Annotated in this window: 11 protein-coding genes, 1 tRNA gene and 1 pseudogene; 9 read left to right on the top strand and 4 right to left on the bottom strand. The window is 48.2% G+C overall.

Translation table 11 applies throughout. The annotated features are described in order from the left end of the window. Positions 1–489: 489 nt before the first annotated feature. From H6F51_10150 to H6F51_10135, 4 genes and pseudogenes are all read left to right on the top strand, one after another. A complete protein-coding gene (locus tag H6F51_10150) occupies positions 490–2,358 on the top strand; it encodes a Mu transposase C-terminal domain-containing protein (protein ID MBD1822852.1) in 1,869 nt (622 codons plus the stop codon). Positions 2,359–2,361: 3 nt separating this feature from the next. Then, entirely contained in the window at positions 2,362–3,210 is an 849-nt protein-coding gene (locus tag H6F51_10145; GenBank protein MBD1822851.1) for an ATP-binding protein, read from the top strand. 47 nt (positions 3,211–3,257) lie between these two features. After that, positions 3,258–3,787: pseudogene (locus tag H6F51_10140) on the top strand (TniQ family protein). A 44-nt stretch (positions 3,788–3,831) separates the two neighbouring features. Further along, positions 3,832–4,152, top strand: coding sequence for a restriction endonuclease (locus tag H6F51_10135; protein MBD1822850.1), 321 nt, complete (start codon positions 3,832–3,834; stop codon positions 4,150–4,152). A gap of 3 nt (positions 4,153–4,155) precedes the next feature. Here the strand turns inward: H6F51_10135 and H6F51_10130 are convergent, their stop codons facing one another. Together H6F51_10130 and H6F51_10125 are read right to left on the bottom strand one after the other, a co-directional pair. Continuing rightward, entirely contained in the window at positions 4,156–4,815 is a 660-nt protein-coding gene (locus H6F51_10130) for a PD-(D/E)XK nuclease family protein (protein MBD1822849.1), read from the bottom strand. Between the two features lie 135 nt (positions 4,816–4,950). Then, a complete protein-coding gene (locus H6F51_10125; GenBank protein ID MBD1822848.1) occupies positions 4,951–5,202 on the bottom strand; it encodes a hypothetical protein in 252 nt (83 codons plus the stop codon). Between the two features lie 203 nt (positions 5,203–5,405). On the opposite strand from H6F51_10125, the gene H6F51_10120 reads away from it, so the two are divergent. Beyond that, complete coding sequence (locus H6F51_10120; GenBank protein ID MBD1822847.1) at positions 5,406–7,337, top strand: hypothetical protein; 1,932 nt, start codon at positions 5,406–5,408, stop codon at positions 7,335–7,337. A gap of 85 nt (positions 7,338–7,422) precedes the next feature. Continuing rightward, a complete protein-coding gene (locus tag H6F51_10115) occupies positions 7,423–7,812 on the top strand; it encodes a hypothetical protein (GenBank protein ID MBD1822846.1) in 390 nt (129 codons plus the stop codon). Between the two features lie 820 nt (positions 7,813–8,632). On the opposite strand, the gene H6F51_10110 is transcribed toward H6F51_10115, so the two are convergent. Further along, positions 8,633–8,705: transfer RNA gene (locus H6F51_10110), tRNA-Thr, on the bottom strand. Positions 8,706–8,896: 191 nt separating this feature from the next. On the opposite strand from H6F51_10110, the gene H6F51_10105 reads away from it, so the two are divergent. Then, positions 8,897–9,637, top strand: a complete 741-nt coding sequence (locus H6F51_10105; protein MBD1822845.1) for a hypothetical protein — start codon at positions 8,897–8,899, stop codon at positions 9,635–9,637. A gap of 1 nt (position 9,638) precedes the next feature. On the opposite strand, the gene H6F51_10100 is transcribed toward H6F51_10105, so the two are convergent. Next, on the bottom strand, positions 9,639–11,105 hold the full coding sequence (locus H6F51_10100; protein MBD1822844.1) for a hypothetical protein: 1,467 nt from the start codon (positions 11,103–11,105) through the stop codon (positions 9,639–9,641). Between the two features lie 112 nt (positions 11,106–11,217). On the opposite strand from H6F51_10100, the gene H6F51_10095 reads away from it, so the two are divergent. Together H6F51_10095 and H6F51_10090 are read left to right on the top strand one after the other, a co-directional pair. Next, positions 11,218–12,267, top strand: coding sequence for a WD40 repeat domain-containing protein (locus H6F51_10095; protein ID MBD1822843.1), 1,050 nt, complete (start codon positions 11,218–11,220; stop codon positions 12,265–12,267). Positions 12,268–12,366: 99 nt separating this feature from the next. Further along, positions 12,367–12,987, top strand: coding sequence for a fasciclin domain-containing protein (locus tag H6F51_10090; GenBank protein ID MBD1822842.1), 621 nt, complete (start codon positions 12,367–12,369; stop codon positions 12,985–12,987). Positions 12,988–13,022: the final 35 nt, after the last annotated feature.

The raw sequence follows: 13,022 nt of genomic DNA, 5'->3' as shown, positions 1-13,022 counted from the left end.
TACTTTGGGAGAAGCAAAAGCTGAAAGCTCTGCTGTACCTGCGTTTTGCTCTTTTGTCATTTTCGAGCCGTCAAAATAGGGCACTCGCGCTGTAGCTGTGTTTCAGAGTTTGTTTCAGCGAGAGTGACAAATGAGGGATGATCATGCTCATCCGCGAAAACCTCAACATCGATGTTTATCACTAGAACTGAGCGGTGAACCAATCTCGTTCAGTTGCATCAAGCTGTGATGCGATGAGCTGCAAGATCGGTCACTGTGGTGATCAGTTGAATTTGAAACGAAGATCGTGAGCCTGATTATCTAGCGAAGGTTTACAAACAAACGTACTCAAGGCAGACGCTAATGAGGATAATTTTGAAAATGCGGCTTTGCGATCGCTCTGACCAATCTTCTCTCCATTTCTCGTAAGTTTTATGTCGCATTATCTAGCCATCTTGAAGAAATAGTGGTACTTTTTTACCATTCAAGCCAGAAATGCGACAATCCCCTATGGATAAAAGTCAAGTTTCATTAGATGCCGACTCACAAACTTTCGATGAAATTCTGCTGAGCGATCGTGCCTTCGATACAGACCTATTCCCAATCTTGATCGAGTCTTCAGATCCCCATAAATTACGGTTTCGGCTCATCGAGTGGTTGGCGCAGTCACCTAGCCGAAAAGTGAAGACGGAGCGGAAACAAGCGATCGCCAAAACTCTGAATGTATCGCCTCGTCAGGTAGAGCGATTACTCAACCAATACAACGAGGATCGGCTGCGCGAAACCGTTGGGATTGAGCGCTCCGACAAAGGGCAACATCGAATTCATGAGTATTGGGTGGACTACATTCGGCAAGTTTACGAGCAAAGCCTGAAGGATAAGCATCGGCTCAAGCCTGCTGATGTCGTGCGCGAAGTCCAGCGGCATGCTGTGATCGATTTGCGACATGAAGAAGGTGACTATCCCCACCCAGCAACTATTTATCGAATATTGAAGCCCTTGGTTGAACGCCAGAAACGGACACAGAAAATTCGCAATCCAGGGTCTGGTTCCTGGGTAGCGGTGGAAACGCGGGATGGGAAGTTGCTAAAAGCGGATTTCAGCAATCAGATTATCCAGTGCGATCACACGAAACTTGATATTCGGATTGTCGACAAGGCGGGCAAAGTTCTTCCCTGGAGACCTTGGCTGACCACCGTTGTCGATACCTTCTCAAGCTGCGTCATTGGCTACCACCTGTGGCACAAACAGCCAGGAGCACATGAAGTGGCGCTAACGCTCAGGCATGCAATCTTGCCTAAGCAGTACCCACTCGAGTATGAGCTTGAAGAAGTTTTGGGTCAGTCGAATATTTATGGCGCACCGCTCCAATACTTCTTCACTGATGGAGGCAAGGATTTGAGCCGATCTAAGCTCATCCAATCCATCGGGAAAAAGTTGGGATTTCAGTGTGAACTCCGCGATCGTCCGATTCAGGGGGGAATTCAAGAGCGGCTCTTCAAAACGATCAACACCAAAGTCTTAGCTCCCCTACCAGGCTACATCTCCAAGGAGGAGGATGGGGCAGAACGTGCGGAGAAGGAAGCGTGCCTTACCTTTGAGGATATCGACCTAATCTTAGCCGTGTACTTCTTCCGCGACTATAATCACGAGCCCTATCCGAAAGATCCACTTGATACCCGCTTTGTGCGCTGGTTTAAAGGTATGGGAAAGAAACTGCCTGAGCCGTTGAATGAACGTGACTTAGACCCCTGCTTAATGAAAGCGGAGCAACGTGTGGTGCAGGCGCATGGGTCTGTCTACTTTGAAAACCTGACTTACCGCTGTGAAGAGCTGCGATCGCTGCAAGGCGAATATGTGACGTTACAGTATGACCCTGACCACATTTTGACCTTGTATGTATATCGCCAAGAGACGGGTGACGAGGCAGGAGAGTTTATTGGCTATGCCCATGCAATTAATATGGACGCGCAAGATTTGAGCCTGGAGGAACTCAAGCATCTGAACAAAGTCCGCAGTCATGCCAAGCGAGAACATTCAAACTACGATGCACTCTTAGCGCTGGATCAGCGGCAAAAACTTGTCGAGCAACGTAAGCAGGAGAAAAGAGAACGGCAGCGCACTGAGCAGAAAAAACTGAGAGGAAAGAGCAAGCAGAACTCGAAAGTCGTTGAATTACGGAAAGAACGAGCAGGCAAATCTGCTAGCCCCACTGAATTGATCGATCTGTTGCCAGAAAGGGTGACTTCCGAGCAGATGAAACCTCCGTCTCCTGTTTCTCCTTCGCAACCTGTTGAACCTGCTGCTTCGACACCTCCACCTGAAGAACGGCATTCAATCGTGATCCCCAAAAATCAATCATTGAAAAGGATTTGGTAGGATATGGCACAATCCCAGCTTGCAACCCAAGTTCCGGTCGAGATTCTTGCTCCTCAGCTTGATTTGACTGATGTCCTAGTCAAAACGGCAGCGATCGAGGAGCTATTCCAGACGGCTTTTATTCCGACCGATCGCGCTTCGCAATATTTCCGATGGCTCGATGAATTGCGATTACTGAAACAGTGCGGACGGGTCATTGGAGCGAGGGAGGTCGGCAAGAGTCGATCGTCCACACATTACCGCCAAGAAGATAGAAAACGAGTTTCCTGTGTTAAAGCTTGGTCAAATTCAAGCTCTAAGCGGCTGTTTTCACAAATTCTCAAAGATATTAACCATGCGGCTCCGAGGGGAAGACGACAAGATTTACGCGCTCGATTAGCTGGATGCTTGGAGCCGTTTGGGATCGAGCTTTTGATCATTGATAATGCCGATAATCTACAACGGGAAGCCTTGATTGACCTGAAGCAGCTTCATGAGGAATCAGGCGTGCCGATCGTTCTCATTGGTAGGCAGGATCTAGACAGTACATTGCAGAATTTCGACTTGTTGCCCTGCTTTCCCTCCCTGTTTGAATTCGATCGACTAGACTATGAAGACTTCCAGAAAACACTGCGGACGATCGAGCATGACATTCTGGCGCTTCCGCAAGCTTCTAACTTGTCAGAAGGCAAGCTATTTGAGATTTTGGCAGCCAGCACCCAAGCTCACATGGGCAGTTTGATCAAGATTTTGACGAGGGCGGTATTGCATTCGCTCAAGAAAGGGCATGGGAAGGTGGATGAGGCAATTCTGTCCAACATCGCCAACCGTTATGGCAAACCCTATATCCCGCCAGAGGCGAGAAGAAACTAGGAGTTAAGCGAGGATTGAGATGAATATTTTGTAAGGAAAAATCTGTCATGAGTCAGCCTGACGAGAATGCGCCTCGGCTCGGTTATGTGGAACCCTTGAAGTATGAAAGTATCAGTCACTACCTAGGACGGTTGAGGCACTTCAAGGCGAATCATCTGCCTTCAGCTTATGCATTAGGGCAAGCGGCGGGTATTGGTGCAGTGACAGCCCGTTGGGAAAAGCTCTACTTTAACCCGTTTCCACTGAAGAAGAGTTGGGCGCGATCTCCCGCCTCATCGGTTTAGATCCTTCGCGCTTCCAAGCGATGTTGCCTCACCAGGGAATGACGTTGCAGCCTCGCCCCATTCGACTATGTGGAGCCTGTTATGCTGAAGTACCCTGTCATCGGATGGTGTGGCAGCACAAGGATATAGTTGCCGTTTGCACACGTCACAACTTGCGATTGTTAGAGCGATGCCCCAGTTGTAAGCGCCCCTTCCAGATTCCAGCATTATGGACAGATGGGAGATGTCATCACTGTGGGCTGCGCTTTACAGCAATGGTCAAATATCAGGAGAGAGGCAAGAAAGATGGTTGAGCACAGCGATCGCAGCGAAATAGCGCTTCTTTGTAAAAACGGGCGTGAATGAATACAAACTAGGACGGGATGTGATCTACATTCAAGCCAAACACTGGAAAAGCTCAGTGGGTCGAGAAAAAATTCAAGCCTTTCAAGGAGCTTTAGCAGGTGTCGGTGCTCGCAAAGGTGTTTTCATCACCACTTCCACCTACACTCAGCAGGCAATTACCTACGCATTCCAACTGCGAGACAGCAAAATCATCCTGATCGATGGACAGAAATTAGCCCAACTGATGATCGAACATGATGTCGGTGTCAATATCAAGGAAACATTGCACATCAAGCGGATTGACGAAGACTTCTTCTCGAATGTCGATTTCTAGCCATTAGAAAAGGTCATGGGTTTCCATACCCTGATTGGGTGCATTCTCTACTCGCTCTGGACAGCAACACGATGGAATATCGCAGAAACGGCATTCGTGCAAGCTCGGAACCTTACGAGTTGGGGTCGGATTGCTGAGAGTTGAGATCGCAGCCCGAAATTGCGTTCTGAAATCCTCATTTACCTGAACTGCCTGAATTTCCACAATTTCATCCCGGTAAATCAATCGACCTTGTAGGGGTAATCCTTGACAGGGAGCTAAGCTTACGGGAAGCAACAGCAAGTAAATCAGCATCTGGTAGAAATCTGCGTTCTTCCGTTGCCCAGTCTTGCAATCTTCAACCCAAGCTTCACCGCCTTTAATCGCCACAATATCTGGTTTCCCTGCAACTCTAATCAGATGATCCCTGCCTAAGACTTCAAATCGATTCTCTCCTTCAACATAAACGGTGTACCCTGCCGCATCTAGAAGGTTTATGCGATCGTTCACTAAAGTCCGATGGTTAGCGTTCCATTTTGCAGAGTCAAAATTTGTCTTGAGCTTTTCATACTTAAAGTGCGTCCGAAACCAGATTGACCAAACACACTGCGTTTCATCTGCCATTAATCGTGACAGCCAAGTGACCCAAATCGAGGGGATGGCTTTCTGTTCATAGATACTCACGGCTTCTCATTCAAGTGGATTACATCTCGTTGTCAGCGATTCGCAAAGGATTGCTGTTTCGCAAACGTAGGCTATGTGTAAAAGTACACTTGAACTAAATAAACTGACAAGAAAAGCTTGCCATATGGCAAGCTCCTATTTTTCCTGCCTTCGCCGCTGTTTCGTGTGATACATCTGTCGCAACGTCTTCAAATATTCTGGTTCAGATTCGATTGTCACCCAAATATGATGAGCGAGTGCCAGCTTCTGCTGATGCTTTTCACTCGGAAATCTGCGGTGCTCTCCCTGAGAAAACCAGTGATTGACAGTAGTGAGTGAGCAGTCGCAGATGAACGCCAGCTCCTCCCGTGAGACATCCCAAATCCGCAAAAACTCCTCAAGTTCCATCAATTCGTCGTGCGCCCATTGCAGATAAAGCTGTAACGCACACCAGTGTGTATGAGAGGGGATTCGGGGAGCAAGTGCCATATTAATTAGATTGCCATCCTGACAATTCTTCGGTATGATACCTCTACAAGAAATAGTACGCAAAAACTATTTCAGAGTGCTTCACATTTATCAGCAACCTACTCAATGGAGTCGTGCGATCAATGAGCCTCAAAACGATTCACTGTCGCCTAATCGCTTCCGAGCCTGTACGCCGTCATCTCTGGCAGCTTATGACTAACAGCAATACCCCGCTTGTAAACGACCTGCTCCAACGAGTCAGCCAGCATGAGGATTTTGAGACTTGGCAGCGCAGGAGCACTGTCGCCTATAGCTCTGTTAAAGAGCTTTGCGACTCGCTCAAGGCAGTCTACCCAGGTCAGCCTGGACGCTTCTATGCTTCTGCCAACCAGATGGTGACCTACACCTACCAATCCTGGCTGGCGCTCCAGCAAACCCGTCACCGCCGTCTGGATGGCAAACGGCGTTGGCTAAATGTAGTCAAGAGTGATGCAGAACTGCTTGAACTTAGCGGTTCCACGCTTGAGGCCATTCGGCATCAGGCGCGAGCGATTCTGGACCAGGTCAAGGCAGAAGATATAGATCCACCCAATTCACCTGCAAAGAAGCGCAAGCGGGCACAAGGGCAAACCCAATCCGCCAATGAGGGCAGCCTCATGGATCGATTGTTTAAGGCTTATGACGCTACAGACGATATTTTGTCCCGATGTGCCATTGCCTATCTCCTCAAAAATGACTGTGAGGTTCCCACCACTGAAGAGGATTCAGAAAAGTTTGCCCACCGCACTCATCGTAAACAGAAGGAGATTGAGCAGCTGGAAGCCCAACTCCAGGCTCGTCTCCCAAAGGGGCGAGATTTAGCAGGGGAAACCTTTCTAGAAACATTGACGATTGCGACACAACAACTGTCTGAAACAGTTGCTCAAGCACAGGAGTGGCAAGCTAAACTGCTAACCCGCCCTGCGTCTCTCCCTTATCCCATCATTTACGGCAGTGCGACCGATGTTTATTGGGGCAAGACAGCAACAGGGAGAATCACTGTCACCTTTAATGGAATGAACCAGTATCTCAGTGCAGCTGATCCTGACATCAAGCAGTGGTTCAAGATCGATAAAGAGTATCCATTTCGTTTATCTTGCGATCAACGGCAACTGCCTTTCTTCCAACGCTTCTTAGAAGACTGTCAGGCTTATCAAGCGAATAAAGATACTTATCCGGCAGGCTTACTCACCCTCAGTTCAGCCTTTCTAGGCTGGAGAGAAGGCGAAGGCAAGGGTGACCCTTGGAACGTGAACCATCTTGTCCTTTTTTGCACCTTCGATACTCGTCTAATGACCGCAGAAGGCACGCTAGAAGTCCAGCAGGAGAAGGTTGCGAAAGCCCGTAAGAAACTGACCTATGCCAACCCAGATCCTCGCAATCATTCGACGCTCGATCGCTTGCAGAACTTACCCGAACGCCCTAGCCGGACTCCCCGTGTAGGCAATCCCGAAATTCTAGTTGGAATCAGTATTGGGTTGGCTGACCCGATTACAGTGGCGGTTGTCAACGGCAGAACTGGAGAGATACTCACCTATCGTACCCCTCGTGCACTGCTCGGTGAGCAATACCACTTGCTGAACCGTCACCGCAACCAGCAGCAGCAAAACCGCTTGCAACGCCACAAAAATCAACAACGTGGAGCCGCATCCCAACCCTCAGAATCAGAACTGGGGCAATATGTAGATCGGCTGTTAGCAAAGGCGGTCATTGAACTTGCTCAAACTTATCAAGCAGGCAGCATTGTAGTACCCAACCTGAAGCACATGCGAGAGCTGCTCGACAGTGAGATTCAAGCAAGAGCGGAACAGAAGTGCCCAGGATCAATTGCAGCTCAAAAGCAATACGCTAAAGCGTATCGTCAGGCGATACATCAATGGGGGTACAACAGACTGATTGAAGCTATCTGTAGTCAAGCCACTCAACTGGGTATCACCGTTGAAGTCGGATTTCAGCCACTCAAAGGTAGCCCTCAAGAGCTGGCAAAAGATATTGCGATCTCGGCTTACCATGCTCGTGCGATCACGGCAAAATAGTCTGACCTTACAGTACTTCCGAACCAAGACAAGTTAAGATGTGAATCAACAGCGCCGCAGTTCAAGCTCTCTCAGCCGCTGAACTGTGAAAAATGAGGGTCAGTTTGGTCGTTGTGAGACGACTGTACTTTCCGACCCTGGTGGCTGTCCGCTCACTAACTGCCATCCTGGTGTAGATTTCGATTTGAGATTTGTATGGGGATGGGAAAGCTGTAGTTGTGGAGTTCGTTCTTCAACTGTAGCGCAGGTGCGCACCCAGCAGAAGTGGGTCAAGCCTTCACAATGTGGGGGTACAGGGGCGTTATTGCATCAAGCGATTGATGTCGATGATGTGACTGAAGTGGCGGCTACTGAATCGCCTCCGAGCAAGGAGGAGTCCTCCAATTCTTTTTGGCAAACCGCAGCAAGGGCAAAATTGCTGGGAGGTTCGCCAAAATTCCAAGCTTCCCTGCTGGCAAAGCTTTCATTCAACTGAAGATTGCCGGAGTAAGCTTTCACAAAAGTCAAAAGAGTACTTTTTAGCCAGGTTTGCCAAAAGCAAACTTAGAAAGCTTGCAGGAGAAGGATTCTAGTGCTGGGAGTCGCAATCGCCCTCTCAGTAATGGGTAGGCTGAAAGTGCGTCGGACATTTCTATTCTCCTTGTACTGGCTAAAGTCGCAATCGCCCTCTCAGTAATGGGTAGGCTGAAAGGTTTTTTGATATGGTTTGACAACGATTCTTAAGGAGTCGCAATCGCCCTCTCAGTAATGGGTAGGCTGAAAGATTGTCATCGTCTTAGCTTGCTGAAATATTCGTTGAATGCTGCTGGTCGCAATCGCCCTCTCAGTAATGGGTGGGCTGAAAGCACCCCAACAATGCCGAACAGCGGAACGCCGATGAAGTCGCAATCGCCCTCTCAGTAATGGGTGGGCTGAAAGCTATTTCTGGAAGCATTATAGATTTACGTCCACGTGTCGCAATCGCCCTCTCAGTAATGGGTGGGCTGAAAAGTATTTTGCTGTCTAAATATAGAGAGGATTAATTATCACCAGGTTTCTAAGAATCAAGTTTTTAAGAATAATGTTGAGGACTGAAAGGAGCAGCTGATTTGTAAACCTGAATTCAACTGCTGTTTAGTCTGTGGTCGTTAATATATTCGCAGCCCTAATCCAAAAGCGACATTAATTTGCGAACAGCAAGTTTATACTGTTTAGCGACACTAATCTGCGAAACCACAGATGAAATGGCAAAAATCGCGAGAAGCGACATTAATTTGCGAATCGCGACATTTAATTTGCGAACGTACATTCCTGAAAGCTGGTGACAAGACTCGAACTTGCGACCGGCTGATTACAAATCAGCTGCTCTACCAACTGAGCTACACCAGCAGATTTCTGAAGTATTCTATCAGACAATTCCGCGATCGCGCTACTTTCTCCTCTTGCTGTATTTCCACCAAACCTCTCTTTCAGTGGAGCAAACTCTGCCCAAGAACGCCTCTCTTGATAGAGAACGATTATTGTTAAAAATTCTAAACTTTTAGTTAAATCGCAGCAGTTTTATGGATTAGAGCAATAATATGGTCGCTAATGCTATTCAGGTTAAACCCCTCAGCCAACTTACCACCGAAGAACTCAAGGCTGAACTTTTGACGCTCGTTCGCGATCGCGATACTGAGCCGCTGAATCAAAAAGTGGCATATGCCAAAAACGAATTGGCTCCCTACTTTGAGGAACTCCAGCAGCGTAACCCGCATCCAGCAGTTGAATCGCAAGTTCCGATCGTTCTAGGCGTGTGGACACCTGTTTGGTCTACCATCCCATTTCATGATGTGTTACCAGGGCGGCTGCATGATTGTTCTTACCAAATTTTTCTAGAAAATGGCTACTACGCGAATATTGCAAGGTATGCACCGGGATCAAAATCAAAGCTGATTGAGAAACTCTCTCCGATTCTTGCGGCTTACGATTTTATGGTGATGCAGAAGTTTGAGATTCGCGAAGGGGAGTGGTTCATTCAGAACATAGCGATCAACCAGACGCTGAGATGGAGAGCGATTCCCTTAACGATCGAGAAAGCAGAAGCATGGTTCCATAAAGTGCTGGAGTCCCGCTGGGATGAATTTACTCAGAAAACAGCTCTACCTCAGCAACTCAAGCTCAACAATGTAGATAAAACAACATTGAAGAAGCTAGAAAAGACTTACCATGCCACACCCAAATTTGAGCATGTTTATGTCGATGAAACTCTGCGGATTGTGAAAACGCAGCGCGAAGCAAAGCAGCGCCCGTCTTATACGATCGCCGTTCGCCGCAAGTAAGCTAGTTCAATTCAGCCGCCGCATCTGAGCCTGTCAACCGTTCGATCGGTTGGGGTGCTTCAGGCGGCGGCGTGTGCTTTGAGCGCAGTATGATTGCACCAATGATTAGCGCTAGGATCGGAATTCCAATTGAGATTAGGCTTTTTAAGCTACTATTCAGTCCAAAGAAATACTGAGCGCTGCTAGAGAACGCGAATGCTAATGTTGTTAGACCAAAAAGTCGCGCTTGTGGAACTAACGCGGCGAAGGTAATCAAAATTGAGCAATACCACGGCATTAACCAGGAGGTTGCAAACAGCATCAGCACTAGTGTTGTCCAGCCCATATCTTCTAGCAGCATTTGGGGGGTCTGATTCCAGCGTTTGTCGCTGCGCCAAAGTTGCCAGCAGTAAAAGCCAAAAAAACCAAGCAGTGCTGCGCTGGAAAGTTTTGCGAGCATCGCTTGCTGTTGTAGCAGCGTGAGTTGTTCTGGCTTGAAAATCCGAATCAGATCGAGGGCAAATTTCGAGATTGCCATTAGCGAGGATTGATACTGTCCTGCCACGCCAGGATTAAGGATACTCTGCCAAGCTGCCAGATTGGGCATCACGGTAAACGAAAGCCCAGTCATAATCGCACCTGAGCCAAGGATCATTGCAATCAACCATTTCCAATGTCCTTGGCGCAGCAGCGTTACAGCAACCCAAGGTGCCCAAATAATCGGGAGCGTTTTTCCAAGAAAGCCACCCCACAACGCTGCAAAAGTGATCCAGAAGCGTTGTCTGGCAAAGGATAGTGCAAAAATGATCAAGCTGGTTGAGACTAAAATGTCCACGTGGGCTGAGCTAACTTGTTCCATCAGTAACAGCGGATGTAGCAAGTAAGCGATCGTAATCCTGCTGCGCTCTGGAACTGGAAGCCACCGCCAAATCAGATAGCTATTTAATAGGTGTAATAGTAAGCAGATTAGCTTAAACACATAGAGCGCTACGATCGGACTAATCGTGATAAAAACTGCGGAAAAAGTGAAGAGGACTTGGGAGAGCATCCCATAGGTTGAAGTCTGTCCCCAATCCACATAGGGGGATAGCTGTGTAATGTAAGAAGCGGCACGAATCAGATAAGGATTAGCTCCGCTGAGATTCATCAATCCCGCGTGGAGATAAAGGTAAGTATCATTCCCAAGCGGGTAGGCAATAAACGCCGAGATCCAGAAAAAGGAAGTTCTAAGCAGGATCGTGCGGAAACTCCAGGTTGAATGCATCCATGAGGAGCTGAGCAGATTAGCTATCCAGATGAGGTAGACGATCGACAACAGGAGGTAGCTTCCTCCGATCGCCAACTGCGTTCTCAGATCTGGGAAAGTGGCAAACTTTCGCCCTCCTGCGAGAACGTAGTAAAATTTATCGACTCCTAAATAAAGTAGAACAACGCTCAAAAACGTTGTTAGCATCAGAGCGATCGTGATTAATCCGCGATTTTTGTTCACTTAACTTTAGAATGAATAAATTCTTCTCAATATAACATCGGGTCTTTCTGATGGAATCGAGTTGATGAGAGAATAATCTGGCAGGATCAGTAAGCGTGGAGCAGAAATAAACATGGCTCAAAACCGCTTCATTCAGAATTTATGGCTTGGGGGCGCTGCGATCGTCGCGCTCTTGGTTGCAATTTTTCTTGTGCTTGAGCCTGCTACCTCTTCTCGCACGGCTCAGAAGGTGTGTATCCCCCTCTATGCGGCGGATATTTTATGTTTTGGAAAATCGGAGCAATTGTCTCCCGATAAGCCAACAGCGCTTGCCATCAGTTCGAGCGGCACTCTGCTTGCAGCAGGACAAGAGAATGGAATTGCACTCTGGGATCTCAAGACGCGCAGACTCCTTACTACTTTGCGCGACCATACGCAATTAATTACCGCGATCGCCATTAGCGCAGATGAAAAGATTCTCGCCAGCAGCAGCTTAGACGGCACGATCAAACTCTGGGATTTACCCAACCGTCGGCTTGTTTCAACGCTGAGAGCAGGCAGAGCGTCTAATCTGGCGTTCAGTCCAGATAGCCGTATTCTGGCTAGTTCCAGCCGCGCCAGACGTTGGGCAGATGGCGAATTTAGTCCGGTTGGGGTTCAAATCTGGGACATTGCAACTCGCCGCCGCATCTATAGCCTCGGAGAACAGCCGATTCGAGCGATCGAGTTTAGTCCAGACGGAACCTTATTAGCGACGGGAGATGGTACGAAAACCGAAATTTGGAAAGTCCAGGATGGCGATCGTCTTAGAACCCTAGATTCGGGGGAGGTAACTGGATTACTCTTTTGCCAGGATGGGCAGACCTTGATCACAGGAAGTAGCCGGATTAAGAGTTGGGACCTTAGAAACGGAGAGCTGTTAAAAACGTTCAGTGCAGGCGCTTCCGCTCTGGCTTTGAGTCCAGATGGACAGACGTTAGCCACTGCCGCAGGAGGAGCAGTTCACCTATGGCATTTACTGAATGAACAATCCCTGGGATCACTGCCAGCAACGCCTTTTAGTAATCTGTCTGTGAAATTTGCGCTGCAAGGACAAGCCATTATTGCAGGCGGGAGCGATGGTATCCACATCTGGAGCGATCCTAACCCGACGCTGCAATCATTCTCAAGTCCAGCGTCATAGAGCTATTCTTAACTAGAGTCGTCAAAACCTAGAGATGTTGAAAATATTTGATGGACGTATTAGCTTAACGGTAGCTTTTACTCAAAGGATAGGGTTTCAATGTTCGATCGATTCGGATCTCAGTTTCGTAAAGTTGCTTCGATGATGGCGATCGCTGCCGCTTGCAGTGTGGTGTCGCATTCAGGTGCAATTGCTCAGTCACCCACACCCTCGGCAAGCCCCACACCCTCGGCAAGTCCCACGCCAGCAGCATCTCCGGCTCCGGTGAATACTCGCAACTTGACGGTAACTCAGCTACTTCAACAGGCATCTAGTGCAGGTCAGTTCACTACCCTTGCTGCCGCAATCAAAGCAGCAGGCGTTGGTAATGCCCTTCAAAAAGGTCAAAGAGTGACGATTTTTGCGCCCACGAATGCCGCATTTGCCGGTCTGCCTGCGGGAACCGTAGAAAAGCTAGTGCAACCCCGAAATCGTGCACTGCTGGCGCGGATTCTGGCATACCACGTTGTCCCTGGTGAGTTAACCGCGAAACAACTCAGAAATGGCAATCTTAAAACTTTGGGAGGTGGTGTTTCGATCGATGTCACACCCTCGCGTGTGATTGTGAATGATGCCCGTGTCGTACAAGCGGATCTCCTAGCGTCGAATGGCGTAATCCATGCTGTGAATCGAATTATCATCCCGCGTGAGATTCGCAACCAGTTAGGTTCGCTGAAGTAACGCTCAGAAATCTATCAAAAAAAGAAGCTTGTAGC

This window comes from Cyanobacteria bacterium FACHB-DQ100 (assembly GCA_014695195.1).
In the GTDB taxonomy this organism is placed as follows: domain Bacteria; phylum Cyanobacteriota; class Cyanobacteriia; order Leptolyngbyales; family Leptolyngbyaceae; genus Leptolyngbya.
The sequence above is the reverse complement of the archived record's forward strand: the minus strand, read 5'-3'. Positions and strand labels throughout refer to the sequence as shown.

Excerpts from the sequence above, each read along its gene's own strand:
- H6F51_10120 (MBD1822847.1), top strand. The coding sequence starts at position 5,406 with ATGAGCCTCAAAACGATTCACTGTCGCCTAATCGCTTCCGAGCCTGTA.
- H6F51_10105 (MBD1822845.1), top strand. The coding sequence starts at position 8,897 with ATGGTCGCTAATGCTATTCAGGTTAAACCCCTCAGCCAACTTACCACC.
- H6F51_10150 (MBD1822852.1), top strand. The coding sequence starts at position 490 with ATGGATAAAAGTCAAGTTTCATTAGATGCCGACTCACAAACTTTCGAT.
- H6F51_10090 (MBD1822842.1), top strand. The coding sequence starts at position 12,367 with ATGTTCGATCGATTCGGATCTCAGTTTCGTAAAGTTGCTTCGATGATG.
- H6F51_10095 (MBD1822843.1), top strand. The coding sequence starts at position 11,218 with ATGGCTCAAAACCGCTTCATTCAGAATTTATGGCTTGGGGGCGCTGCG.
- H6F51_10125 (MBD1822848.1), bottom strand. The coding sequence starts at position 5,202 with ATGGAACTTGAGGAGTTTTTGCGGATTTGGGATGTCTCACGGGAGGAG.
- H6F51_10145 (MBD1822851.1), top strand. The coding sequence starts at position 2,362 with ATGGCACAATCCCAGCTTGCAACCCAAGTTCCGGTCGAGATTCTTGCT.